This is a genomic window from Amycolatopsis sp. NPDC051106 (assembly GCF_040682775.1).
Classification (GTDB): domain Bacteria; phylum Actinomycetota; class Actinomycetes; order Mycobacteriales; family Pseudonocardiaceae; genus Amycolatopsis.
The window spans coordinates 42,782-67,960 of record NZ_JBFBBQ010000051.1; the positions used below are offsets into that span (position 1 = coordinate 42,782).

Here is a 25,179-nt window from a genome sequence, read left to right on the forward strand (position 1 = left end):
TAAGTACTCCCCGTTGTCGTCCATCACCCTTTCGTGCGTCGCGGGAGTACCCATGCGTGTCTCGAAAGCCGACCGTGGATCGGCTGACCTGATCGTCGCCGTGTCCCCTGTGCGGTGGCCGTCGGCGCGCGGAGTCGCGGCCGCCGTGCGCGGGGGCGGGCTCGGCGTCCTCGACCTCACCGGGGGAGCCGCCTCCGACGAGCTCGCGCTGCTGGGCGAGTGGAACGTCCCGGCTTACGGCGTCCGGCTGACCGGGCCGGTCGCCGACCTGCCCGAAGCCGCGACGACCGTCCTGCTGACCGAGGATTCTCCGTGCACCGCGGCAGACTTCCCCGGCCGCCGGGTACTGGCGGAGGTCACCAGCCGGGCGTCGGCGGCGCGAGCCGTCGCCGGCGGTGCCCACGGCCTGATCGCCCGCGGGCACGAATGCGGCGGCCGCACGGGGGAGCTGAGCACGTTCGTGCTGCTCCAGGCCCTGCTCGCCGACCAGACCCTCGACGTTCCGGTGTGGGCCGCGGGCGGGATCGGCCCGCACACCGCGGCCGCCGCGGTCGCGGGCGGCGCGGCCGGCGTGGTCGTCGACACCCAGCTCGCCCTGCTGCCGGAGGCCGAACTGCCCTCGGCGCTCACCCGCGCGCTCACCGGGCTGGACGGTTCCGAAACGACGGTCGCCGACGGCGTCCGGCGCCTGGCCAGGCACGGGTTCGAGCCGGTCGAGGCCGGTCAGGACGTCTTCCTCGCCACCCGCTTCCGCGACCGGTGGGGCACGGTGACGGCGGCCGTGCGCGGCCTGGCCGACGCGATCGGTGACGCTCTGCGCGCCGAAATCCCGGTGCTGGGGCCCGGCAGCGCGGGCAGCCGCGCGCTCGGTACGGCGCTGCCGATCGCGCAGGGACCGATGACCCGGGTCAGCGACCAGCCCGCGTTCGCCGCCGAAGTCGCCGCGGCCGGCGCGCTGCCGTTCATCGCGCTGGCCCTGTCCGGCCGCGAGCAGACCCGCGACGTGCTGGAACGGACCCGCGAAGCCGTCGGCGACGCGCCCTGGGGCGTCGGTGTCCTCGGGTTCGCCGCCGAAGACGTCAAGGCGGCGCAGCTCGAGGTGATCCGCGAGCTGAGGCCGACGCACGCGATCATCGCCGGCGGCCGGCCCGCGCAGGCCGCGGCGCTCGAAGAGGTCGGCATCGCCACCTTCCTCCACGTGCCGTCGCCGGGACTGCTCAAGCAGTTCCTCGAAGCCGGCGCCCGCAAGTTCGTCTTCGAAGGCTCGGAGTGCGGCGGCCACGTCGGGCCCCGCACCAGTTTCCCGTTGTGGGAAGCGCAGCTCGGCGTCGTCACCGACTTCCTCGCGTCCACTCCGGACGCGGCCGCGGACCTGCAGCTGCTGTTCGCGGGCGGGATCCACGACGAGCGGTCGGCCGCGATGGTGGCCGCGCTCGCCGCGCCGGCCGCCGCGCGCGGTGCCGCGATCGGCGTGCTGATGGGCACCGCCTACCTCTTCACGCGCGAGGCCGTCGACGCCGGCGCCGTGCTCCCGCTGTTCCAGCGGAGCCTGCTCGGTGCCGAGCACACCGACCTCCTCGAGACGGCGCCCGGTCACGCGACGCGGTGCGTCCGCAGCCCGTTCACCGAGGAGTACGCGGCGATCAAGGCCGAGCTCGCCGAGCAGGGCGTGCCGAGCCGCGACGCCTGGGAGCGGCTGGAACAGCTCAACGTCGGGCGGCTTCGCCTGGCCAGCAAGGGAATCGAGCGCGTCGGCGCCGAACTGCACGACGTCGGCGAGGACCGGCAGCTCGCCGAAGGCATGTTCATGGCGGGCGAGGTCGCCGTGCTGCGCTCGGCCGTCACCACGATCGCCGACCTGCACCACGCGGTGGGGGAAGGCGCGAACGCCGTCCTGCGCGACCGGGCCGCCGCCTTCGGGATCGCGACGCCGGAACCCCCGGCGCCCGAGCCCCTGGAGATCGCCATCGTCGGGATGGCCTGCATGTTCCCGCAGGCGCCCGACCTGGCCACCTTCTGGGCGAACGTCCTGGCCGGCGCCGACGCGGTCACCGAGGTGCCGCCGCAGCGCTGGGACACCTCTCTCTACTACGACCCCGACGGCCAAGGCGAGAAGACGCCGTCGCGCTGGGGCGGGTTCCTGCCCGAAATCGGCTTCGACCCGCTGAAGTACGGCATCCCGCCGTCGTCGCTGGCCAGCATCGAACCGGTGCAGCTGCTGGCGCTGGAAGCGGCGCACCGCGCGCTCGTGGACGCCGGTTACGAAGACCGCGCGTTCGACCGGGCCCGGACGTCGGTCGTGTTCGGCGCCGAGGCGGGCAGCGACCTGTCGAACGCGATGAGCCTGCGGACCGTGCTGCCGTCCTATGCGGGCGAACTGCCGTCCGAACTGGACGACCGGCTGCCGCGGATCACCGAGGACTCCTTCCCGGGCGTCCTGGCGAACGTCATCGCCGGGCGGATCGCCAACCGGCTCGACCTCGGCGGCGCCAACTACACCGTGGACGCCGCGTGCGCGTCGTCGCTGACCGCGGTCGACGTCGCCTGCAAGGAGCTGACTGCCGGCACCAGTGATCTCGTGTTGTGCGGTGGCGCGGACCTGCACAACGGCATCAACGACTACCTCCTGTTCGCCTCGGCGCACGCGCTCTCGCCGACCGGCCGCTCGGCGACGTTCGACAGCGCGGCCGACGGCATCGCGCTGGGCGAAGGTGTCGCCTGCGTCGCGCTGAAGCGGCTGGCCGACGCCGAACGGGACGGCGACCGCGTCTACGCCGTGATCAAGGGCGTCGGAGCGGCTTCCGACGGACGCGCACTGGGGCTGACCGCGCCGCGGCCCGAGGGACAGCACACCGCGCTGACCCGCGCCTACCGCAACGCCGGCGTGTCGCCTGCCCGGGTAGGGCTCGTGGAGGCGCACGGCACCGGGACCGTCGTCGGCGACCGGACCGAACTGGGCACGCTGACCAAGGTGTTCACCGAGGCCGGCGCCGCGCCGGGCGGGTGCACGATCGGCTCGGTGAAGTCCCAGATCGGGCACACCAAGTGCGCCGCGGGCCTGGCCGGGCTGATCAAGACCGCGCTGGCCCTGCACACCGGCGTCAAACCGCCGACGCTGCACCTTTCGGCGCCGAACGAGGCGTGGGACGCGTCGACCAGCCCGTTCATGTTCCAGACGACCGCGCAGCCGTGGGCCGCGCCGGCCGCCGAGCGGATCGCCGGCGTCAGCGCGTTCGGCTTCGGCGGGACCAACTTCCACGTCGTGCTCGGTGCGCACGACAGCGTCCCACCCGCTCTCTCCGCCGACGAGTGGCCGGCCGAGCTGTTCCTCTTCAGCACGGACGCGGCGGTCCGGGACCTGCTTTCGCTGGCCGCGGACGTCCCGGCGGGGCGGCAGCCGTGGCGGCTGCGGGACCTCGCGCTTTCCGCGTCGCTGCGCGCGCAGGGCCGGCCGGTCACGCTCGCGGTCGTCGCGTCCACTGTGGACGAACTGAGTGGACTGCTGCGGCAGGCGCTCGCAGGCCAGGACGCGCCCGGCTTGTACCGAACCGGGGACGCTGAGCCCGGCGAGGTCGCGGTGCTGTTCCCGGGCCAGGGCAGCCAGCGGCCGGGCATGTTCGCCGAGCTGTTCGTCGCCTTCCCGGAGCTGCAGCGGTACCTGCGCCTGGACCCGCCGACCGCCGACGTCGTGTTCGGCCCGGCGGTGTTCGGCGAGCGGGCGCGGCAGGACCTGGCCGACCGCGTCACCGACACCCGCGTCGCCCAGCCCGCGCTCGGGCTCGCGGGGCTGGCCGCGTTCCGCCTGCTGACCCGCGCGGGCGTGCGGCCGGCGATGCTCGGCGGGCACAGCTACGGCGAGCTGACGGCACTGGCCGCGGCGGGCACCTTCACCCCCGAGGCGCTGCTGCACGCCAGCCACGCCCGGGCGGCGGCGATCCTCGACGCCATCCCGGCCGGAGACCCGGGTGCGATGGCCGCGGTCGCGGCTTCGGCGGCTGTGGTGGATTCGGTACTCGCCGGGTCCACTGTGGTCCTGGCCAACCACAACTCGCCGGAACAGACGGTGATCTCCGGCCCGACCGCCGACGTCGAGGCCGCGGTCGCGCAGCTGCGCGCGGCGGGGCTCGGCGCGAAGCGGATTCCGGTCGCGTGCGCGTTCCACAGCCCGTTGGTCGCCGCGGCGGGGGAGACGTTCGGGCGGGCCCTCGACGCGATCGGCGTCGTGCGGCCCGCGGTGCCGGTCTACGGGAACCGGACCGCGGCGCCGTACCCGGCCTCGCCGGAGGAGATCCGCGGCGAGCTGGCCGGGCAGGTGGGGTCGCCGGTCCGGTTCGTCGAGCAGGTCGAGGCGATGTACGCGGCCGGGGCGCGGGTGTTCGTCGAGGCCGGGCCGGGTGTGGTCCTGGCCAGGCAGGTCGGCTCGATCCTGGGTGACCGTCCGCACCGGACGGTCGGGTTCGAGCAGCCGGGCCGTCGTGGCCTGCCGGGCTTCCTCGGCGCGCTGGCGCAGCTGGCGGTGGCCGGGGTCCCGATCGAGACGGGCTGGCTGTTCCGCGGCCGCGACGCGGTCGACGCGGCGACGGTCCCGCGGCCGAAGCGTCCCGGGTGGACGGTGGACGGTCACCTCCTCCGCACCGCGGACGGCACGATCCCGGCAGGGGCCCTCCAGCCGGCTTCGCGGGTTTCCCTCGGCTTGCCCGTTGCCGCGCCGGACTCCACGGCGGAGGCGATGGTCACCGACTTCCTGCGGACGAGCCGCGAGATGATCGCGGCCCAGCGTGATGTGTTGCTGAGCTTCCTCGGCAGCGAGGCACCTCCGGCTTTGGTGGTCCCGGAGCGCCCCAATGTGGCCTTGGTTGCGTCTGACGCACCGAAGGCCGCCTTGGGTGCGTTGGACGCACCGAAGGCCGCCTTGGGTGCGCTCAACGCACCCAAGGCCACCTTGGGGCGCTCCGGCCGGGCGCCGATGTCGGCTCGGTCACACCGGACGCGGGCCCGCCGGGTTCGGTGGCCCACCGTCCGGGGTGGCCGGGCCCGGCACGTATTCTGGCGGCCGTGGCGAACCCTGACACGGACACCGTGACCAGCACCGTTGACACCACCGAGCGCGCCGGGGCGACCCCGGACCACACCCAGCCGTATCGCGAGCTCGGGCTCGCCGACGACGAGTACGCCCGCATCCGGGAAATCCTCGGCCGCCGGCCCACCGACGCCGAGCTGGCCATGTACTCGGTGATGTGGAGCGAGCACTGCTCCTACAAGTCCTCGAAGAAGCACCTGCGGTACTTCGGGGAGACCGCCACCGACGAGATGAAGGCCAAGATGCTGGCCGGCATCGGCGAGAACGCGGGCGTCGTCGACATCGGCGAGGGCTGGGCGGTCACCTTCAAGGTGGAGAGCCACAACCACCCGTCCTATGTGGAGCCGTACCAGGGCGCCGCGACCGGCGTCGGCGGCATCGTCCGCGACATCATGGCCATGGGCGCGCGGCCCCTCGCGGTTTCGGACGCGCTGCGCTTCGGCCCGGCCGACGCCCCCGACACCAAGCGCGTGCTGCCCGGCGTCGTCGCCGGTGTCGGCGGCTACGGCAACTGCCTCGGCCTGCCGAACGTCGGCGGCGAGCTCGTGTTCGACCCGTCCTACGCCGGCAACCCGCTGGTCAACGCACTGTGCGTCGGCGCGATGCGCGTCGAGGACCTGCACCTGGCGTTCGCGTCCGGCACGGGCAACAAGATCATCCTGTTCGGCGCCCGCACCGGCCTCGACGGCATCGGCGGCGTGTCCGTTCTGGCGAGTGACACCTTTTCGGGTGACGAGTCGTCGGGCGGCCGCAAGAAGCTGCCGAGCGTCCAGGTCGGCGACCCGTTCACCGAAAAGGTGCTCATCGAGTGCTGCCTCGAGCTGTTCGCGCAGAAGCTGGTCGTCGGCATCCAGGACCTCGGCGGCGCCGGGCTGTCCTGCGCGACGTCCGAGCTGGCCGCGGCCGGCGACGGCGGCATGCACATCTACCTCGACCGCGTTCCGTTGCGCGCCACCGGGATGACGCCCGCCGAGGTGCTTTCGAGCGAGTCGCAGGAGCGCATGTGCGCGGTCGTCTCGCCGGAGAACGTCGAGGCGTTCATGGCGGTCTGCCGCAAGTGGGACGTCATCGCGACCGACATCGGCGAGGTCACCGACGGCGAGCACCTGGTCATCACCTGGAACGACGAGGTCGTCGTCGACGTCCCGGCGCACACGGTGGCGCACCAGGGCCCGGTGTACGACCGGCCGATCGAGCGTCCGTCCACTCAGGACGCCCTGATCGCGGACACCTCTTCGAAGCTGCCGCGTCCGTCCACTCCGGACGAACTGCGCGCGGACGTGTTGCGTCTGATCTCCTCGCCGAACCAGGCGTCCAAGGAATGGGTGACGTCGCAGTACGACCGGTACGTGCGCGGGAACTCCGTGCTGTCGCAGCCGTCGGACTCCGGCATGATCCGGATCGACGAGTCGTCCGGCCGCGGCGTCTCGGTGGCGACGGACTGCAACAGCAAGTTCGTCTACCTCGACCCGTACCGCGGCGCGCAGCTGGCGCTGGCGGAGGCGTACCGCAACGTGGCGACGGGCGGCGCGACGCCGGTGGCGGTGTCGGACTGCCTGAACTTCGGCGCCCCGACCGACCCGGGCGTGATGTGGCAGTTCGAGCAGGCCGTGCACGGCCTCGCGGACGGCTGCGTCGAGCTCGGCATCCCGGTGACGGGCGGCAACGTGAGCTTCTTCAACCAGACGGGTTCGACGGCCATCCTGCCGACGCCGGTGATCGGCGTCCTCGGCGTGATCGACGACGTGACCCGCCGCATCCCGACGGGCATCGGCGCGGAGGCGGGCGAAACCCTGCTGCTGCTGGGCGAAACGCACGACGAGCTGGACGGCTCGGCGTGGGCCCGCGAGCTCCACGGCCACCTCGGCGGCGTTCCGCCAAGGGTCGATTTGGCCCGCGAGAAGCTGCTGGGCGAGATCCTGGTGGCGGGCTCCCGCGACGGCATGATCTCGGCGGCGCACGACTTGTCCGACGGCGGCCTGATCCAGACGCTGGTCGAGACCGTCCTCATCGGACAGTGCGGCGCCCGGGTGTTCCTGGACGCGGACCAGGACCCGTTCGTCCAGCTGTTCTCCGAGTCGGCGGGCCGGGTGCTGGTGGCGGTCCCGCGCACGGAGGAGCTCCGCTTCACGGAGATGTGCACGGCGCGCGGCCTCCCGTGGCGCAAGACCGGCGTGGTGGACCCGGAGTCGGGAACGCTGGAGCTGCAGGGCATCACGGAGTTCACGCTCGACGAGCTGCGCGAGACGTGGGAGAAGACCCTCCCGGCCCTTTTCAACTGACCGGATCCCGACTTGTCCACAGCCCGGCTCGGTTGTGGACAGGTCGGGGCTTGGCGAGCTTTTCCGGCGGATTTGACGCACCCCGCCGGTAGACTGGACTCGGGGACGCCCCCCCAGGGAAGGGCGGGGGCCGGCCGTGGGGGCGCTCGGCGCCAAGTGCTCGCCCACAGTCCGAACGTTGGCTGAAGGGCCTTTCCTTGCACGTGATGCGAGGAAGGCCCCTTTAGTGCTCTCCGAGCGACAACGCCGGCGAAGTGACATTCCGGTCGGCGACAGCGGGTGTGCTGGGCCGGAGGCCGGTGCGGCTCGATGAAGGAGTCGGATGCCGATTTTGGTGCGTTGAGCGCGCCAGAATCGGCCTTGGCGTGCGATCGCTGGGGCTACTGGCGGAGCTCTGCACCAAGCCGTGGGGCGTCCTCCCAGCAGCCGACCATCGGGAACGCGACCGTGCGGAAACGCACCGTAGCCGCGATGTCTTGAATGACTCATTCACCTCGTCCGACGACATGAATGAGTCATTCAAGACGTTCTGGCCGTCGCCGACCGTGCGAGCTGATCGCCACCGCGGCGTGGCCGGCAACCCCGCCGATCGGCGTCGGGACAGGGCTTCAGAAAGGGAGCCGCTCAACCCGCCGCCGAGACGATCCGGACTTCGCCGCCGCGCAGTTCCTCCAGCTCCCAGCCCTCCGGCAGCTGCACGGTCTTCTTCGCCCCGACCCGCGTGTTGTACAGCGAAATCGACGGCGGCAGCGAAGCGAACCGCAAGTCGGTCTGTCCATCGAAGCGAGTCCGCTTGAGATCCAGCGAATCGGAAGCGACCACCCCGGTGAACGTCGCGTCCTTCGCGAACGTCGCGTCCTTGAACGTCGTCTTCCCGGCGAACGTCGTCTCCGTGAATTCCGCGTTCTCGGTGAACTTCGTGCCGCTGAACCAGGCGTGGCTCTCGAAAACCGCTCCGCGGCAACGGAAGTAACCGATCAGGCGCCCGTTTCCGGTGCCCGCCGCGGTCAAGTACACGCGGCCCTTGAACCGGCAGCCGCTGAAATTGGTGCTGCTGCGCAAGGACGCGTGCCGCAGCAGGAGGCCGCCCACGAGCTTGCCCGAAAGGTCGAAGTACTCCAGCGTCGCGCTGGTCAGATCCAGGTCGTACGCCGGGCCTTCGGCGTCGCGCGCGGGCAGCAGGTCGGTGATCAGCCGCTGTGCCGTGAGGCGGACCGTGAGCTCGCGCTCCCGCTCAGGATCCGGTTTCGCTGGATCCAAAGCAGCGTCCTCGACGTCGAACGGCCGCCGCAGGTACGAGCACAGCACGTCCAGCACCGTCTGCGTGTACGCCGGCCGGCTGCGCGCCAACCCCGCCAACGCGTGCATCGCGCCCACGCGCACCTGGTCGGCCGCGTGCCCGAGGAGCTCGACCGCCTTCGCGAACCGCTCGTCGGCCACCCGCTCGCGGTCCAGCTCCGCGCGCTGCGACTCGAGTTCGTGCCGTTGCCGCTCGATGTCCTGGCGGCGTTCCTCGACCCGGCGGCGCCGGTCGTTCAGCCACAGCGCGTACAGCGCCACGATCGCGCCGCCCGCGAGGCCGCCGGTCTTCAGCGCGTCACTGCGGCTGGTGGCGGGGTCGGTCAGCAACCAGCCGCCGACCCCCGCCAGCAGCACCACCGATGCGAGGAACGTCCACGCCAGTGGTGATCGCCACAGCTTCACCGGGTCAGGACACCAGCATCGTGCTGACGCAGAAGCCCTTGTCGTCGAAGTTCGTCGCGCTCAGCGTGCCCTTGACGTTCTTGCCCGCGGACGTCCCGGTGACCTGCCCCTCGACGAGGAACTCGTCGTCCGGCACCTCGCCGAGCTCCAGCTGCAGCGGCGGCTTCAGGAACGTCTTGAGCCACGAGTCGAGCAGGTCCTTCGAGTCCGAGCAGCCCAGCGCCAGCGCGCCGGGGGTGTCGCCCGCGTTCAGCTTGTCGATGAAGCCCTGCAGCACCACCTTGGCGCCCGCGCCCGTACCGCTCGGCGACGACGGCTTCGTGGTCGGCGTGGTCGACCTGCGAGGGGTCGTCTTCTGCGTCGACGGCTTGGCCGACGTGCTCGACGCCGGCGGGGCCGCGGTGTTGTTGTCGTCCTTCGACAGGAAGAAGCCGGGCGCGACGAAGCCGGTGATCCCGACAGCGGCGAGCAGGACGACCACGGCGCCGATCGCGATCCACAGCCCGGTCTTGTTCTGCTTCGGCGGCGCCGGCGGCCCGCCGAAGCCCTGGCCGTAGCCCCCGGACTGATCCCAGCCCGCCATCTGGCCGCCCTGGTTCGGGTCCCAGGCCTGCTGACCGTACTGCTGCGCGTTCGGGTCCGCCCACGCCGACTGCTGCTGCGCGTTCGGGTCACCCCACTGCGGCTGCGGGCTCTGCGGGAAGCCGCCCGACGGGTAGCCCTGCTGCTGGTTCGGGTCCCAGCCCTGCGGGTACTGCTGCGTCGGGTAGGGCTGTTGCTGCTGGTTGGGGTCCCACCCACCCTGCTGCGGGTACGGCTGCTGGAAGCCACCGGACTGGGGCTGCTGGCCGTACGGGTCGGGCTGGCCGGGCTGGCCCGGCTGAGGCGGGTAAGTCATCTTTCATGCCTTCCGGGCGCTGGGTGTTCGTGCGCTTCCGACGTCCGCAAGGCCCGTGTGGTTCCCCCAGGACGTGGTGAGCAGCATTCTGCAAGCTCGGACGGTACGGCATGAAACCGGCTCCCGGGCGCGACGACGCGAAACTGCGTTTCGGGGGGTTCCGGATGGCGGAGCCCCGGTTGTCACAGTCGTCACGATCCGGGAGCCGGGTGCGGGTCAGCCGTTGGCGAGGGCCTGGAGCCGGTCGTAGGCACCGTTGAAGGTGTCCTGGTCGAGCGGGCTCGAGGTGTACTGCCAGACGGTGTAGAAGCCCCAGTTGTAGGGCAGGGTGCCGACCGACGACGCGTACCGCGCGACCCACAGCGGGGCCGTGCTGGAGAAGTCACCGCTCACGCAGCTGCTCCACCAGCTCGTCGACGTGTAGATCACCGGGTAGCGGCCGGTCAGGGAGTGGTAGGTGTCGTGGAAGTCGAGGATCCACGACGTCATCCCCGCTTTGCTCAGCCCGTAGCAGGTCGCGCCGTACGGGTTGTACTCCATGTCCAGCGCCCCGGGCAGCGTCTTGCCGTCCTTCGACCAGCCGCCGCCGTGGGCGACGAAGTACCGCGCCTGCGCCGCGCCGCTCGCCGTGTTCGGGGTCGCGAAGTGGTAGGCGCCGCGGATGAAGCCCTGGTTGTAGGAGCCGTTGTACTGCTGCGCGAAGTACGGGTTGGTGTAGCTGGTGCTCTCCGTGGCCTTGGTCCAGACGAACCGCTTGCCCTGGTTCCACCAGTTCGCCCAGTCGACGTTGCCCTGGTAGCCGGCGACGTCCATGCCGGCCACGGTCGCCAGCACCTGGCCCGGGATGGCCTGGCCGGGCTGCGGCTGCTGCGCCGCCTTCTGCGAGTCCGGAGTCGACTTGTCGCCTTCGACGCGCCGGATCTGCGACCCCAGTTCGTGGTCGTGCTGTGCGATGTCCGCGTTGATCGCGGCCACGGGGTCGACTTCGGGGGAGAAGGTCGTCGCCTGGGCCGTGCTGCCGAGCAGGAGCAGCGTGGCCGGGACGACCAGGGCGGCGAACAGCCGCCTTCTTCGGGAAGTGGACATCGTTGAATCCCTTCACAGATACCCTCGCTGAGGACGGCTTACTGCAGGTAGCCGCCCGTGCACGATTGTGAGGACGAAGTGGCGGTTTGTCACTCAGTTCCGTGAAATTGGGTATACGCGTGGGTGAATTTCCTGGGGAGTCGATCCTCAGTTGGTTGCTGGTTAACACCTATTACTCGAGCGGAGGGCCGTTCAGCCCAGCGCGAGAGCCCGCAACCGGTCGGCCGGGCCGTTGAACCAGTTCTGGTCGCCGGGCAGGGACCCGCGGTCGGCGAACTGCCAGATCGTGTGGATGCTCCAGCCCGCGGGCAGCTCGCCGATGAAGGTGTTGTAGCGGGCGATCCACAACGGATTGCCGTCGAAGCCGCCGTTGTTCGCGGTGCAGCGCTTCCACCAGCTCGTCGACGTGTAGATCGTCGGGTAGCGGCCGGTGGCCGCGCGGTAGGTCTCGGAGAAGTCGCTGATCCAGCGCACCATCCCGGCGGCGTCCTTGCCGTAGCAGGTTTCGCCGTACGGGTTGTACTCCGCGTCGAGCGCGCCGGGCAGGGTCCGGCCGTCGGCCGACCAGCCGCCGCCGTGGGCGAGGAAGTACCGCGCCTGCGACGCGCCGTCGGAGATGTCCGGCCGGGCGAAGTGGTAGGCGCCGCGGATCAGGCCGGCGGCGTAGGACCCGTTGTACTGCTGGGCGAACTGCGGGTTGACGAACCCGGTGCCCTCGGTCGCCTTGACGTAGACGAACTTCGCGCCCGTCCGCGCCGCGCCGGGCCAGTCGACCGGGCCCTGGTGGCCGCTGACGTCGTGCCCGAGCTGCTGGTCGTCGGTCGCGTACTGCACGCCGGGCGCGGCGTCGACGCCTTCGACCTTGGCGATCTGCGAACCGGCGTAGTGGTCCTCGGCGTCCGCGTAGATGTCGGCGGCCGTCGCCGGCGCCTGTCCGGCGACGAGCAGGACGGCGGCGGCGATGGGCAGCAGCGAACGTTGTTTCACCCTCATGCTCCCCACCGGTCTCGTGAGTCTTTTCCAGCCTCACCATGCACCCGAGTCGCCCGATCGGCGACTCGGGTGGTCACCCGATGGAGTTAGAACCGCAGGTCAGCGCCGTTCGTCGGCCAGCGCCTTCAGCAGGTGCTCGGCCGGGACGACGGCCGTGATCAGGTCGTGCGGGTTGATCGCGACGGGGTGCCCGCCGAGCAGGCTGACGATGTCGCGGCCGAGCACGGCCCGGGCGTGCGGCCACTCGCGCGGCACCAGCGCCTTGCGGGTGTAGGCGGGCACCATGACCCGGCCGTCGGTGTTGTGGAAGCCGATCACGGTGCGCTGCACCGGCGACATCGCGTAGACGAACAGCGTCGAGTCGAGGACGACCTTCGGCAGGTCCGACGGCGGCCGGTGCTCGGTGCGCACGAGCTGCAGCAGCTGCTCGAGGTCGTTCGACGGCTCCGGGAAGCCGAGCGCCTTGGGCGAGGGCCGGTAGCGGTCGTTGGGGTGGAAGTCGGCGACGACGTCGCCCGCGCCGTTCACCGGGTAGGCCCCGACGACCGCCCACGACGGCACCGGGCCGTTCGGGTCGAAGGCCTCGTCGATGACGTACAGCCAGCTGTCCGGGTTGGCGCGGGCGTTCTCGCGCATCTCCGCGGTGATCTCGGGCGTGCCGTGCTTGCCGGAGCGCCGCGCCTGCTGCCCGCCGCGCCGCGCGGCCCGGTTGTGCTTGCTGTGCTTGCCGGGGCGATCGGGTCCGCTTCCGGTGGGCTGCTGCGAAACCATCCGATCCGCCTCGTCCCGCTGCGCCATCTCATCCCCACGTTCTCGGGTGTGCCTGAAGACTCTTGGTGCGCCACTCTACTGTTTGGCCATGGCCTCTTCGCGTTCGGTCGACCCCGGACAGTTACGTGCGGCGGTGCTGGCGATTTCCGCGTGGCTGCAAGGCGACGCGCCCGATCCGGCGCGGCCGGAACTGGCCGCGGCGGTCCGGCTCAGCCTGCGCGCGCTCGCGGCCGACGCGCCGGGCCGCACGGTCGAGGTCCGCGTGCCGCCGTTCGCGGCGGTGCAGTGCGTCGACGGCCCGCGGCACACGCGCGGCACCCCGCCGAACGTGATCGAAACCGACCCGCGCACGTGGCTTGAACTGGCCACCGGCCGGGTGGACTGGACCACTGCGGTGGCGGACGGCCGGGTGTCCGCGTCGGGCACCCGGGCCGACCTTTCCCACTGGCTCCCCCTCGTCCGCCTTTGACGGAGGAAGGTGCCTAAGGCTTGCGGCCGACGCCGCCGGCGATGGTCCGCTGCGCGACGTTGAGCTCCTTGAGCCGCGGGCCGTCCGGCCACCAGTCGGCGCACAGGGTCACGCCGGGGTCGACGAGCTCGAGGCCGGGGAACAGCGCTTCGATCTCCTTCTGCGTCCGGAACGTGCCGGACCCCATCGGGCTGTGCAGGAAGAAGTCCTCCATGCGGCGCGCGGTCGCGGAGTCTTCGTTTTCGGGGTCGAAGAAGTGGCTGAGCCCGACGAAGGAGCCGGACGGCAGCGCGTCGACGTACTCCCGCATGATCTCGGCCGGCCGGTCGTCGTCGCCCTTGAAGTGGTGCAGGGTGCCCATCTGCAGCAGCACGAGCGGCTGCGTGAAGTCGATGTGCTCGCGGACGATCTCGTTTTCGAGGATCCGCTGCGGCTCGAAGATGTCCTCCGCGACGAAGTGGGTGTGCTCGTTCTCTTCGAGCAGCGCGCGGCCGTGGGCGAGGACCACGGGGTCGTTGTCGACGTAGACGACCTTGGTCTCCGGGTTGATCCGCTGGACGACCTGGTGGGTGTTCTCGGCGGTCGGGAGGCCGGAGCCGAGGTCGAGGAACTGGGTGATGCCGGTCTGGCCGGCGAGGAACCGGCACGCGCGGATGAGGAACCCGCGGTTTTCGAACGCGAGGTCCTGGGCCTCCGGAGCGGCCTGCTGCACCTTGTGCAGGACCTCCCGGTCGATCTCGTAGTTGTCCTTCCCGAGCAGGAAGGCGTCGTACACGCGCGCGATGCTCGCTCGGGTCGGGTCGACCCCCACGGGAACTCGTTCGGTCCGGGTCGCGGCGTCGGGCATGATGAACCTCGCAAGTTCTGTGTCGAAAGTCTCGTACTCTACGTAGAGTAGGCCGACGCGCGCATGGGGTAAACCGGGTCACCTCTTTGCGCAGGACGGGTTAGCGTGTACTTTCAGTAGTCGGGCTAGAACCCCCTGGTGACGTGAGCGCGGAAGGTCCGGGAATGAACGCGGTGAACGCGTCCGCAGGAGAACAGAACATCGGCCCCACTGCGCGCCGCATGATCTTGGGCTCGCAGCTGCGGCGCCTCCGTGAAGAGGCCGGCATCACCCGCCAGCAGGCCGGGTACAACATCCGCGGGTCCGAATCGAAGATCAGCCGCCTCGAACTGGGCCGGGTGGGCTTCAAGGAACGCGACGTCACCGACCTGCTGACGATGTACGGCGTCGAGGACCCGAACGAGCGCCAGACGTTCCTCGACATGGTCAAGCAGTCGAACGAGCCGGGCTGGTGGCGGCGCTTCGGCGACACGATGCCGAACTGGTTCACCGACCTCGTCGGCCTCGAAGAAGCCGCCGCGCGAATCCAGATCTGGGAGCCGCTGTACGTTTCGGGGCTGCTGCAGATCGAGGGGTACGCGCGGGCGATCTTCAGCCACGGCCGCCCGGAGATGGCCGACGAGCGCGTCGACCAGCTGGTCGCGCTGCGCATGCGGCGGCAGAAGATGTTCAGCAGGCCGGACGCGCCCCGGGTGTGGATGGTGCTCGACGAGTCCGTCCTGCACCGGCCGATCGGCGGGATGAAAGTACTCAAGCAGCAGATCGAATACCTGCTGGAGATGAGCGCGCTGCCGCACGTGTCGGTGCAGATACTCCCGTACTCCCGCAGCGGGCTGTCCGCGGAGCACGCGTTTTCGCTGCTGCGGTTCGGCGAACCGGAACTGCCGAACATCGCGTACGTCGAGTACCTGACCGGCGCGCACTACATCGAGAAGCGCGAAGAGATCGAAAAGTACAGCCGCTCGCTGGACATGCTGGCCGTCGACGCCGAGACGCCGGAGCGGAGCCGCGCCCTGCTCGCGAAGCGGCGCGCGGAGATCTGAGCACGTCCCTGGTGAACCGGCCCGCCGGTGTCGCCACGTCCGTCAGATGATCACTGTCGGTCTCCATGACCCGTCCGGCCCCTCACGGCATGCCTCGATGAGCGGTAACTGCACGTAGTTGTTAACCCATTAGAGTCCCTTACTATCACCCGATAGGTTAACCGTGACCTGGTGATCCTTTACCGTCCGAGAACTTTGCAAGAAATTCTGCACGTGCATTTACCGTTGCAAGCACACGTGCTAGCCTCCGATACGCGGGCAAATGCACATGCATATGCGCTGGCCCTCAAGGTTTTCCGCAGCGAGAGGTGGGACCCATGGCTGAGCGATTCGAGAACGGCATCCCGGCCGATCGGCTTTCCGGGGCCGCATGGCGCAAGGCGAGCTACAGCGGCTCGGTCGGCAACTGTGTCGAGGTCGCGCCGTTGTCCTCCGGTGAGATCGCGATGCGCAACTCGCGCTTCCCGACCGGTCCGGCGCTCGTCTACACGCGGGCGGAGATGGCGGCCTTCCTGGCCGGCGCGAAGGACGGCGAGTTCGACGATGTCCTCGGCTGAGGCCGTCGCCGCCGTCTTCGACATCGAAACCGGACTGCAGGAACTGGTGGCTCGCGGCTACCAGTTCGTCCACCCCGCCGACGAGCGCGGCGAAGTACTCGCCGTCGTCGGTGTGCGGGTGCACGACGACGTGGTGGACGTGGTCCGGCTCAACGCCGAAGACGACGTCGTGGCGACCCGGATGCCCGGCACCGAAGACAACATCTTCGAGCCGGAGCGCTGGTTGTGGCGCCGCCGCGGCGAAGGCGCGCAAGTGCTCACGGAGATCCTCTCGCTGCCGGATGCCTGCTAGGCAGGCGGACTTCAGGCCCCGTCCGAAGTGGTCAGTACCACGCCGGGCGGGGCCTGGCTCATGTCCGCACCGTCTACACTGAAAACTGGCCTGACCACGTCTTCCCAGGAGCTCCTCGGTGGTTTCCGACCCGCAAGTCGTGTCCGACCAGCCCGACCCGGAACCCCGTGAGGAGTGTGGCGTCTTCGGCGTCTGGGCTCCCGGGGAAGAAGTCGCGAAGCTGACCTACTACGGCCTCTACGCCCTGCAGCACCGGGGCCAGGAGGCCGCCGGCATCTCCGTCTCCGACGGCTCGCAGATCGTGGTCTTCAAGGACCTCGGCCTGGTCAGCCAGGTGTTCGACGAGCAGATCCTGCAGTCGCTGCAGGGGCACATCGCCGTCGGGCACTGCCGGTACTCGACCACCGGCGCCACCATCTGGGAGAACGCCCAGCCGATCTTCCGCACCACCGCGACCGGCAGCGGCCTTTCCTTCGCGCACAACGGCAACCTCGTCAACACGGCCGAGCTGCGCGAGCGCACCATCGCCGCCGGGCTCAAGCCGCACGCGGGCCTGACCGGTTCGTCGAGCGACTCGGACCTGGTCTGCGGCCTGCTCGCGGCTAACGCCGCCGACAAGGGCATCGAAGCCGCCGCGATGGAGCTGCTGCCCACGCTCAAGGGCGCCTTCTGCCTGGTCTTCGCCGACGAGAACACGCTCTACGCGGCGCGCGACCCGCACGGCGTGCACCCGCTCGTGCTCGGCCGGCTCGAGCGCGGCTGGGTCGTCTCGAGCGAGACGGCGGGCCTCGACATCGTCGGCGCGTCCTTCGTCCGCGAGGTCGAGCCGGGCGAGCTCATCGCGATCGACGCCGAAGGCCTGCGCTCCTCCCGGTTCGCGAGCCCGGACCCCAAGGGCTGCGTCTTCGAGTACGTCTACCTCGCCCGCCCCGACACCACGATCGCCGGCCGCGGCGTGCACGCCACCCGCGTCGACATCGGCCGCCGGCTCGCCAGCGAGCAGCCGGTCGAGGCCGACCTGGTCATGCCGGTGCCGGAGTCCGGCACGCCGGCCGCGATCGGTTACGCCCAGGGCTCCGGCATCCCCTACGGCACCGGCCTGGTCAAGAACGCCTACGTCGGGCGCACGTTCATCCAGCCCTCGCAGACGATCCGCCAGCTGGGCATCCGGCTCAAGCTGAACCCGCTGCGCGACGTCATCCGCGGCAAGCGCCTGGTCGTGGTGGACGACTCGATCGTCCGCGGCAACACCCAGCGCGCGCTCGTCCGGATGCTGCGGGAGGCCGGCGCGCTCGAGGTGCACGTCCGGATCGCGTCACCGCCCGTGCGCTGGCCGTGCTTCTACGGTATCGACTTCGCGTCGCGGGCCGAGCTCGTCGCGAACGGTGTCGACCTCGACGGGATCCGGCGCTCGATCGGCGCCGACTCCCTGGGCTACATTTCCCTCGACGGCCTGGTCGCGGCCACGGAACAGCCGAAGTCGCGGCTCTGCACGGCGTGCTTCTCCGGCGAGTACCCGATCCCGCTGCCCGAAGACGCGCTGATCGGGAAGCACCTGCTCGAAAGCCTCGACTCGGTCAATGGCGCGGCAACCCCGGTCAGCTCCGCCGGGTACGGTGCCGAGGACGCCGTCCGGCGTCCCTAAGTCCTTCCAGTAGGGAGTCCTTCCACCGTGAGCGAGTCCACGAGCGCCACGTACGCCGCCGCCGGCGTCAGCATCGACGCCGGCGACCAAGCCGTCGAGCTGCTCAAGCCGCACGCCGAGCGGGCCACGCGCCCCGAGGTCATGGGTGGCGTCGGCGGTTTCGCCGGGCTCTTCTCCCTGAAGCTCGACAAGTGGAAGGAGCCGGTGCTCGCGTCGTCGACCGACGGCGTCGGCACCAAGATCGCGGTCGCGCAGGCGCTGGACAAGCACGACACGGTCGGCATCGACCTGGTCGCCATGGTCGTCGACGACCTCGTCGTGACCGGCGCCGAGCCGCTGTTCCTGCAGGACTACATCGCCGTCGGCAAGGTGCACCCGGAGAAGATCGCCGCGCTGGTCGGCGGCATCGCCGAAGGCTGCGTCCAGGCCGGCTGCGCGCTGCTCGGCGGCGAGACCGCGGAGCACCCGGGGATGATGGGCGAGCACGACTACGACATGTCGGCCACCGGCGTCGGCGTGGTCGAGGCGTCCCAGCTGCTCTCGCCGGAGAAGGTCCGCCCCGGTGACGTCGTGCTCGCGCTCGGCTCGTCGGGACTGCACTCGAACGGTTACTCCCTGGCCCGGCACGTGCTGCTGGACATCGCGCGGATGCCGCTCGGCGGGCACGTCGAGGAGTTCGGCCGCACCCTCGGCGAGGAGATGCTGGAGCCGACGCGCATCTACGCCAAGGACTGCCTCGCGCTCGCGGCCGAGACCGAGGTCCGGACGTTCGCGCACATCACCGGCGGCGGCCTGGAGGCGAACCTGGCCCGCGTCATGCCGCGCGGCCTGGTCGCCCGCCTCGACCGCGGCACCTGGACCCCGGCGCCGGTGTTCGCGCTGATCGGCCAGCGCGGCAAGGTCGAGCGGGCCGAGCTGGAGAAGACGTTCAACATGGGCGTGGGCATGGTCGCGATCGTCGGCGCCGAGGACGTCGACCGGGCGCTGGCCATGCTGACCGCGCGGCACCAGCCGGCGTGGGTCCTGGGCGACGTCCAGCCCGCCGACGACGTCGACGGTCCGCGCGCGGTGCTCTCCGGCGATCACCCGCGCTTCTGAAACGAACTTGATCGCGGCTGTCACACTGGTTGACGTGGCAGCCGAAGACGTGGTGATCGGCTCCCGGTTCACGATCCCGGGAGCCGAGTTGAGCGAGCGCTTTTCGCGCTCGTCCGGCCCGGGCGGGCAGGGCGTGAACACCACCGACTCGCGCGTCGAGTTGTCCTTTGACGTCGCCGCGTCGCCGTCGATCCCGGAGCACCTGCGTGAGCGGGTCCTGGCCGGGCTCGGCCCGCGGCTGGTCGACGGCGTCCTGACGATCGCGGCCAGTGAGCACCGCTCACAGCTGCAGAACCGGGAAGCGGCCCGCGGTCGCCTGGCGAACCTGCTGCTCGACGCGTCGGCGCCGCCGCCCGCCAAGCGACGCCCCACGAAGCCGTCTCGCGGTTCGAAGGAGCGTCGCCTGGCGTCGAAGAAGCGCCGGAGCGACGTGAAACGAGGCCGCTCCGGCCGCTTCGAGGATTAGGCCAGCGAGATGTGCACGCACTCGCCGGCCGGCTGGTAGCCGACACGGGCGTAGATGCGCCCGATCCCCAGGTCACCGGGGGTCAGGAACGCGGTGTGCGCGCCCTTGGCGTGCGCGTCCCGAGTGAGGAACGCGGTGAGCGCGGCCGCGAGCCCGCGCCCGCGGTGGGCGTCGAGCACGCCGATGCCGGCGACCTCCGTGGTGCCGTCGACGATCTCGAGGGCGACCCCGCCGCCGACGACCTCGCCGGTGGCCAGGTGCTCGACGAGTGCGGAGACGACCCCGGCCGCCTTGCTCTTCTTCGCCTTCTCGACGTCCTCGTCGGAGACCTCCGTGTCCGGTTCGCCGTACGCGCGGTTCTGCGCCGCACGCATCCGCCGGTAGTCCTCGTCGGACGCCGGTTCGCGGACGGCGTAACCAGCCGGGGCGGGGTGGTCGACGAAGCCGGCCGGGGAACAGGTCATCAGCGGCACCCGCCGTTCGAGCCCGTACCCCGCCTCGACCAGCAGGTTTTCCAGATCGGGGGCGACGTCGGTGAAGTACTCGAGCCGCGGGAGCAGGCCCCGCCGCCGGAACGCCTCGGTCAGGGCATCGATCTCGGCCGCCGTCGGCTTCGCGCCGTCGTCCGGGATCGCGTAGTTGAGCATCGGATGGGCCGTGCCCGGCGAGTAGGTGGCCAGGAAGGGCCCGACCTGCTCGGTGTTCCGGCCGCGCGGCGCCGTCTTGCGGACATAGGTCTGAATAGCAGACATTGCTGGGTTGGAGCCTTTCGAGAGCATGTCAAGGAACCGCAGCCCCGGACGGGCATGCGGGCGGATCGCCGGGCGTCGGGCCTAGCGGGGGCCGACGCCGAGAGCGGCGCCAGGCATAGGCGGTCATTCCTTGACTCGAAGGGACTCTTCCCGGCCATCTTGGCACGGCGGGCAAGCGCATTACCGACGGTCGGGGTGCGCGATCGACGCGTACCGCGTGTCCCAGGCCAAACGCGGAACCCGCATCCGGAGCGTCGGAGCATGGCAGATCGCCCGGCGTTGCACCGGGATGGCCACGGGCACCGGTGGCGGATCGAGCGCCCGCCAGCCGCGGCGGCTGAGGGCCGCGCCGAGCGTCGCGCCCGCCGTGTTCAGCAGGACGTCGTCGGTCGAGGTCACCCGGCCGGGCGGCAACGCGCCGAGCGGACACAGCAGCAGGACGTTGCCGATCACCTGCCAGAGTGATCCGTCGCCGAAGGCAGCGGTGATGTCGGCGCCGGGAACGAGGTCGAGCGTGCTCTCGCCGGAGGTGCCGACCGGCATCGTGACCAGGCACAACACCAGGAATGCGACGAGGCACGCGGCGCTGTCGACGCCGGCTGTCGCGGTCGCGTAGCGGGCGGGCAGTCTTCGCCGCCGACGTGCGGCGACCAGTGGCCAGGCGATCAGCGCATAGGGCAGCGCGATGAACCAAACCGGAATCATCCCCCAGAAGGCGCGCAGCAGGACATCCATGCGCCTTTGCGGTGGCGGCGGTTGTCCGTCCGTGGTTCGGTCAGGAGGCAAACCGTCCACAGTGGAGCCTGTGGACAACCCTGTGGATGAATTCGGCGAGTTTGTGAGGAAGCCTTACTTCACAACACAAACCCGCGATGCGGGCCTGTGTACTACTCGGCCAGCCGACGGGCCTGCTCCAGGAGGTTCTGCAGGTGCAGACCACGGCGGACGTCGCAGGGGTGCGTCGTGGTGCCGCTGGCGATCATTGCCGCGAAGTCGTCCAGCAGCGCGGTGTAGGACTCCTGCGCCGAGCCCGGTTTGCGCCCGAGTGTCCGGTATCCGTGCTGGCCCCAGACCGCGACCTCGACGACGGTCGGCTGCACCGGCAGCCGCAGCGACAACGTCGCGGTGCTGACCACGCCGTTTTCGTGCGCCAGCATCAGGTGCCAGAGGTCGCCGGGGCTCCGCCGGGCCGCCACGACCTCGGTGATCGGGCCGAGGGCGGCGTCCAGCATGTCGAGGGCGTGCGGGCCGATGTCGAACAGCGCGCCGCCGTCGTCCTGGCGCCACTCCGACGTCGCGTACTGGCCGCCGAGCAGGGCGCCGGACAGCCAGCGCGCGCCGCCTCCGGCCCAGCCGCCCGCCTGGGCGAGGCCGGCGAGCCACTCCTGGGTCTGAGCCGAATACCGCAGGGTCAGCACGACGAGCGCGGCGACGTCGGCGGCCGCGACGGCGTCGGCCAGCCGCTGCGCACCGGCGAGGTCGGCGGCGATCGGCTTCTCCAGGATCAGGTGCTTCCCCGCCTCGGCCGCGCGGACGCCCAGTTCGGCCTGGATCGCCGGCGGAACCGCCAGTGCGACCGCGTCCACCTGCTCGAACAGCTCCTCGACGCTGCTCGCGGCGGCCGCGCAGTGCGTGTCCGCAAGCGCTTGCGCGGCTTCGGGCCGCCGGGCCCAGACCGCGGTCAGCGCCGTGCCGGGGTGATCCGCCAGGCCGGGCGCGTGGATGGTCGTCGCCCACGGGCCGGCGCCGATCAGGCCGACGCGCAGCTGTCCGTCCGCGATGAGCTGTCCCACGGCCCGCAGTCTAGGTGTGTCGCTCGTCGCGCCGGAACCGCACCTTCGGGGGACGCCGTCCTGGTTAAAGTGCCTGCATGATCGCCTCGCGCTTCGCCCGGTTCTCCGCCGCCTGCGGCTTCTTGCTGGCCGCCTGCCTCGCGGGGGCCACGCCTGCGTCGGCGACGGGGACCGAGGGGTCCTGCGCCGAGGGAGGCGGGGTCACGGTGGTCGTCGACTTCGGCGACCTGGGCCCCGCGCCGTTGATCCGCTGCGCCCCCGGGACCCCCGCGAACGGCGTCGCGGCCCTGCAGGAGGCCGGCATCGACGTCGCCGGTTCGCAGAAGTACGGCCTGGCCGTGGCCTGCCGGATCGACGGCAAGCCGGGTCCGGACGTCGAGTCGTGCGCGGGGATGCCGTCGGCGACGGCGTACTGGAGCTACTGGCACGCGTCGGCGGGCGGTGCCTGGGAGTCGAGCCAGGAGGGTGCGCAGACGTCGAAGCCGGCCCCGAACGGGTTCGAGGGCTGGGCGTTCGCGCGGCCGAAGTCGGCGAACGACCTGCCGGCGCCGCCGCGCGTGGCGCCGGTGCGGCAGGCCGCTTCGCCGGCTCCTGCTCCGGCGAGCGAGGACAGCTCGTTCCCCTGGGGATTCGTGCTCGGCGGCGTCGTGATCCTGCTGCTCGCCGTCGCGGGGGTGTTCGTCGCGTCGCGGCGCCGGCGTCAGCGTGGGCAGTAGGGCGCTGCACCCCGGCGCCTGGTGGGTCTGGGCGCTCGCGCTGGCCGTCGCCGCCAGCCGGACGACGAACCCGCTGCTGCTCGGCCTGATCATCGCCGTCGCGGGGTTCGTCGTCGCGAACCGCCGGAGTGACGCGCCGTGGGCGCTGGCGTTCCGGCTCTACGCGTACGTCGGCGCGCTGATCGTGGCCTCCCGCGTGCTGTTCCGGATCCTGGTCGGCGGCGAGGACGGCGGCCACGTGCTCCTGGCCCTGCCGCGGATCCCGCTGACCGCCGGGTTGTCCCTGCTCGGGCCGACGTCCGCGGAGGCGCTGCTCGGCGGGTTCTACGACGGCCTGCGGCTGGCGACGATGGTCGTCTGCGTCGGCGCGGCGAACGCCCTCGCCAACCCGAAACGCCTGCTCAAAGCGGTTCCCGGGGCGCTGTACGAGGTGGGTACGGCAGTCACGGTCGCGCTGACCGTGGCGCCGCAGCTCGTCGAAAGCGTGCAGCGCGTGCGGCGGGCCCGGCGGCTGCGGGCAGGGCGGACTCGCGGGCTGCGGGCGGTCAAGGGCATCGTGGTGCCGGTGCTGGAGGACGCGATGGACCGGTCGCTGCGGCTCGCGGCCGCGATGGACTCCCGCGGCTACGGGCGGCGGGCGTACCTGAGCCCGGGTGTGCGGGCGCTGATCGCGTCGTGTGTCCTGTTCGGGCTGGTCGGAGTGTGTGTCGGCGTCTACGGGGTGCTCGACGGGACTTCGTCGTGGCTCGGCGTGCCCCTGCTGGCGGCGGGGCTGGTGGTGGCCGTCGTGGGGTTCGTCCTCGGCGGGCGGCGCGTGCGGCGGACGGCGTACCGGCCGGACCCGTGGCGGTGGCCGGAGACGCTGATCGTGCTCGCCGGGATCGGGTCGTGCGTTTCGCTTTTCCTTTCCGCTCAGGTCGATCCGGCGAACCTGTACCCGTCGTTGAGCCCGTTGCGGTGGCCGGAGGTTTCCTTGGTCCACGTGCTGTCCTTGCTCGTCGCGGTGGTGCCTGCGTTCGTGGCGCCCGCTTCGCCGGGGGTCGCCCGGTGATCGAGTTCTCGCGGGTCACGGTGACCTACCCGGACGCGTCGCGGCCGGTGCTTTCGGACGTCTCGCTGCAGGTCGAGGAGGGCGAGCTGTGCCTGGTCGCGGGGCCGACCGGAGCCGGTAAGTCGACGTTCCTCGGCGCGATCAACGGGCTCGTCCCGCACTTCACGGGTGGTCGGCTGGCCGGGCGGGTGTTGGTGGGCGGGCTGGATACCGCTTCGCACCCGCCGCGGGAGCTCGCATCGGTCGTCGGTGTCGTCGGGCAGGACCCGCTTTCGGGCTTTGTGACCGACACCGTCGAGGAGGAGCTCGCGTACGCGATGGAGCAGCTCGCGGTGGCGCCGGACGTCATGCGCAAGCGCGTCGAGGAAACCCTTGACCTGCTGGGAATCGCCGAACTGCGTAACCGTCCACTTCGGACCCATTCGGGCGGGCAGCAGCAGCGCGTCGCGATCGGTTCGGTGCTGACGGCGCACCCGTCCGTCGTGGTGCTCGACGAACCGACGTCGGCGCTGGACCCGACGGCGGCCGAGGACGTGCTGGCGGCGATCACCCGGCTGGTGCACGACCTCGGGACGACGGTGGTCGTCGCGGAGCACCGGATGGAGCGGGTGGCGCAGTACGCGGACCGGGTGCTGTACCTGCCGGGCGACGGTTCGGTGCGGTCCGGCCCGCCGGCGGAGATCCTGGCGACGTCGTCGATCGCGCCGCCGATCGCCGAGCTGGGGCGGCTGGCGGGGTGGTCGCCGCTGCCGTTGTCGGTGCGGGACGCGCGGCGGGTCGCGGGGCCGTTGCGGACCCGGCTCTCGCTGGTCGATCGGAAATTGTCGGTGGTGGGTTCTAGTCTCTCGGTGACCGGTCGAGCACTGGACGTGAGAGGGGTGGTGGTGCGGTACGGCGATGTCCTGGCGGTGCGCGGGGTGGACCTGCGCGTCGGGCAGGGGGAAGTGGTCGCGCTGATGGGACGCAACGGCTCCGGCAAGTCGTCGCTTCTCTGGGCGGTGCAGGGCAGCGGCCCGAGGTTGGCGGGGAAGGTCGACGTCGGTGGCGTGGATCCCGCGTCGCTCAAGCCACGAGTGGCCCGTCAGCGCGTCGGGCTGGTCCCGCAGACCCCGGCCGACCTGCTGTACCTCGATTCGGTCGACGCCGAGTGCGTACAGGCCGACACCGAATCGGAGGTCCCAGCGGGGACGGCCCGGGCCCTGCTGGACCGGCTCGCCCCCGGGATCGCCGGTGAAGCGCACCCCGGCGACCTCTCGGAAGGGCAGCGACTGGCGTTGGTGCTGGCGATCCAGCTGGCATCGGCCCCGCCGGTCGTGCTGCTCGACGAGCCCACCCGCGGCCTTGACTACCACGCGAAGAGGCGCTTCGCGGCGACCCTGCGAGAGCTGGCCTCGCAGGGCCACGCGGTAGTGCTGGCCACCCACGACGTCGAGTTCGTGGCGACGGTGGCGCACCGCGTGGTGGTCATGGCCGAGGGAGAGGTGGTCGCGGACGGCCCGACGAAGGAGGTGATCGTCGCCTCGCCGGCGTTCGCCCCGCAGGTGGCGAAGATCCTGGCACCGCAGCGATGGCTGACGGTGGACGAGGTCGCGGAAGCGCTGGCATGAGGAGGCAGGCGGAGGGAGGGGGCGGGTGG

The 25,179-nt window shown here is 71.2% G+C and carries 20 protein-coding genes and 1 pseudogene; 12 read left to right on the forward strand and 9 right to left on the reverse strand.

The genetic code is table 11. The features are described from left to right. Positions 1–52: 52 nt before the first annotated feature. Both AB0M83_RS31255 and purL read left to right on the forward strand, forming a co-directional pair. Positions 53–4,816, forward strand: a pseudogene (locus AB0M83_RS31255) (beta-ketoacyl synthase N-terminal-like domain-containing protein); the annotation flags it as partial. A 263-nt stretch (positions 4,817–5,079) separates the two neighbouring features. Continuing rightward, positions 5,080–7,362 (forward strand): phosphoribosylformylglycinamidine synthase subunit PurL, encoded by a 2,283-nt coding sequence (gene purL / locus AB0M83_RS31260; RefSeq protein ID WP_364522328.1) that lies wholly within the window; start codon positions 5,080–5,082, stop codon positions 7,360–7,362. A 624-nt stretch (positions 7,363–7,986) separates the two neighbouring features. Here purL and AB0M83_RS31265 read toward each other — a convergent pair. The 5 genes from AB0M83_RS31265 to AB0M83_RS31285 form a co-directional block, all read right to left on the reverse strand. Next, positions 7,987–9,066, reverse strand: a complete 1,080-nt coding sequence (locus AB0M83_RS31265) for a pentapeptide repeat-containing protein (RefSeq protein WP_364522291.1) — start codon at positions 9,064–9,066, stop codon at positions 7,987–7,989. Positions 9,067–9,070: 4 nt separating this feature from the next. Next, positions 9,071–9,964: a hypothetical protein gene (locus AB0M83_RS31270; protein WP_364522293.1), complete on the reverse strand. Its 894-nt coding sequence runs from the start codon at positions 9,962–9,964 to the stop codon at positions 9,071–9,073. Positions 9,965–10,180: 216 nt separating this feature from the next. Further along, a complete protein-coding gene (locus AB0M83_RS31275) occupies positions 10,181–11,050 on the reverse strand; it encodes a lysozyme (protein ID WP_364522295.1) in 870 nt (289 codons plus the stop codon). A 192-nt stretch (positions 11,051–11,242) separates the two neighbouring features. After that, positions 11,243–12,043: a lysozyme gene (locus AB0M83_RS31280; RefSeq protein WP_364522297.1), complete on the reverse strand. Its 801-nt coding sequence runs from the start codon at positions 12,041–12,043 to the stop codon at positions 11,243–11,245. Between the two features lie 99 nt (positions 12,044–12,142). Then, complete coding sequence (locus AB0M83_RS31285) at positions 12,143–12,841, reverse strand: type VII secretion system-associated protein (RefSeq protein ID WP_364522299.1); 699 nt, start codon at positions 12,839–12,841, stop codon at positions 12,143–12,145. A gap of 61 nt (positions 12,842–12,902) precedes the next feature. Here AB0M83_RS31285 and AB0M83_RS31290 point away from each other — a divergent pair, with 61 nt between their 5' ends. Further along, entirely contained in the window at positions 12,903–13,283 is a 381-nt protein-coding gene (locus AB0M83_RS31290) for a sterol carrier family protein (RefSeq protein ID WP_364522302.1), read from the forward strand. A gap of 13 nt (positions 13,284–13,296) precedes the next feature. Here the strand turns inward: AB0M83_RS31290 and AB0M83_RS31295 are convergent, their stop codons facing one another. Next, positions 13,297–14,094 carry an SAM-dependent methyltransferase gene (locus tag AB0M83_RS31295; protein WP_364522330.1) on the reverse strand — a complete coding sequence of 266 codons (798 nt, stop codon included), beginning with the start codon at positions 14,092–14,094 and terminating at the stop codon, positions 13,297–13,299. A 200-nt stretch (positions 14,095–14,294) separates the two neighbouring features. On the opposite strand from AB0M83_RS31295, the gene AB0M83_RS31300 reads away from it, so the two are divergent. The 6 genes from AB0M83_RS31300 to arfB all read left to right on the forward strand — a co-directional run bounded on the left by AB0M83_RS31300 (position 14,295) and on the right by arfB (position 19,231). Next, positions 14,295–15,173, forward strand: a complete 879-nt coding sequence (locus AB0M83_RS31300) for a helix-turn-helix transcriptional regulator (RefSeq protein ID WP_364522304.1) — start codon at positions 14,295–14,297, stop codon at positions 15,171–15,173. A 317-nt stretch (positions 15,174–15,490) separates the two neighbouring features. Next, positions 15,491–15,730 carry a DUF397 domain-containing protein gene (locus AB0M83_RS31305; protein WP_364522306.1) on the forward strand — a complete coding sequence of 80 codons (240 nt, stop codon included), beginning with the start codon at positions 15,491–15,493 and terminating at the stop codon, positions 15,728–15,730. After that, positions 15,717–16,022: a hypothetical protein gene (locus AB0M83_RS31310; protein ID WP_364522308.1), complete on the forward strand. Its 306-nt coding sequence runs from the start codon at positions 15,717–15,719 to the stop codon at positions 16,020–16,022. Before AB0M83_RS31305 ends, AB0M83_RS31310 begins: the two co-directional genes overlap by 14 nt. Positions 16,023–16,140: 118 nt before the next feature. After that, the gene (purF, locus tag AB0M83_RS31315) at positions 16,141–17,667 is read left to right on the forward strand and encodes an amidophosphoribosyltransferase (RefSeq protein WP_364522310.1); all 1,527 of its coding nucleotides are present in this window, start codon (positions 16,141–16,143) and stop codon (positions 17,665–17,667) included. A 27-nt stretch (positions 17,668–17,694) separates the two neighbouring features. Beyond that, positions 17,695–18,765, forward strand: coding sequence for a phosphoribosylformylglycinamidine cyclo-ligase (purM, locus tag AB0M83_RS31320; RefSeq protein ID WP_364522312.1), 1,071 nt, complete (start codon positions 17,695–17,697; stop codon positions 18,763–18,765). 49 nt (positions 18,766–18,814) lie between these two features. Beyond that, positions 18,815–19,231 (forward strand): alternative ribosome rescue aminoacyl-tRNA hydrolase ArfB, encoded by a 417-nt coding sequence (gene arfB, locus AB0M83_RS31325; RefSeq protein WP_364522332.1) that lies wholly within the window; start codon positions 18,815–18,817, stop codon positions 19,229–19,231. Here arfB and AB0M83_RS31330 read toward each other — a convergent pair. The 3 genes from AB0M83_RS31330 to AB0M83_RS31340 form a co-directional block, all read right to left on the reverse strand. After that, on the reverse strand, positions 19,228–19,983 hold the full coding sequence (locus tag AB0M83_RS31330; protein ID WP_364522314.1) for a GNAT family N-acetyltransferase: 756 nt from the start codon (positions 19,981–19,983) through the stop codon (positions 19,228–19,230). The genes arfB and AB0M83_RS31330 overlap by 4 nt on opposite strands. Before the next feature lie 180 nt (positions 19,984–20,163). Beyond that, complete coding sequence (locus AB0M83_RS31335; protein WP_364522316.1) at positions 20,164–20,718, reverse strand: VanZ family protein; 555 nt, start codon at positions 20,716–20,718, stop codon at positions 20,164–20,166. Positions 20,719–20,870: 152 nt separating this feature from the next. Beyond that, a complete protein-coding gene (locus AB0M83_RS31340) occupies positions 20,871–21,776 on the reverse strand; it encodes a Gfo/Idh/MocA family oxidoreductase (RefSeq protein WP_364522318.1) in 906 nt (301 codons plus the stop codon). A gap of 77 nt (positions 21,777–21,853) precedes the next feature. On the opposite strand from AB0M83_RS31340, the gene AB0M83_RS31345 reads away from it, so the two are divergent. From AB0M83_RS31345 to AB0M83_RS31355, 3 genes are read left to right on the forward strand one after another with little or no spacing between them, the layout of a single operon-like run. Further along, entirely contained in the window at positions 21,854–22,492 is a 639-nt protein-coding gene (locus AB0M83_RS31345; protein ID WP_364522320.1) for a hypothetical protein, read from the forward strand. Next, positions 22,482–23,543, forward strand: coding sequence for a CbiQ family ECF transporter T component (locus tag AB0M83_RS31350; protein WP_364522322.1), 1,062 nt, complete (start codon positions 22,482–22,484; stop codon positions 23,541–23,543). Before AB0M83_RS31345 ends, AB0M83_RS31350 begins: the two co-directional genes overlap by 11 nt. Next, positions 23,540–25,150 carry an ATP-binding cassette domain-containing protein gene (locus AB0M83_RS31355; RefSeq protein WP_364522324.1) on the forward strand — a complete coding sequence of 537 codons (1,611 nt, stop codon included), beginning with the start codon at positions 23,540–23,542 and terminating at the stop codon, positions 25,148–25,150. Before AB0M83_RS31350 ends, AB0M83_RS31355 begins: the two co-directional genes overlap by 4 nt. Positions 25,151–25,179 lie beyond the last annotated feature (29 nt).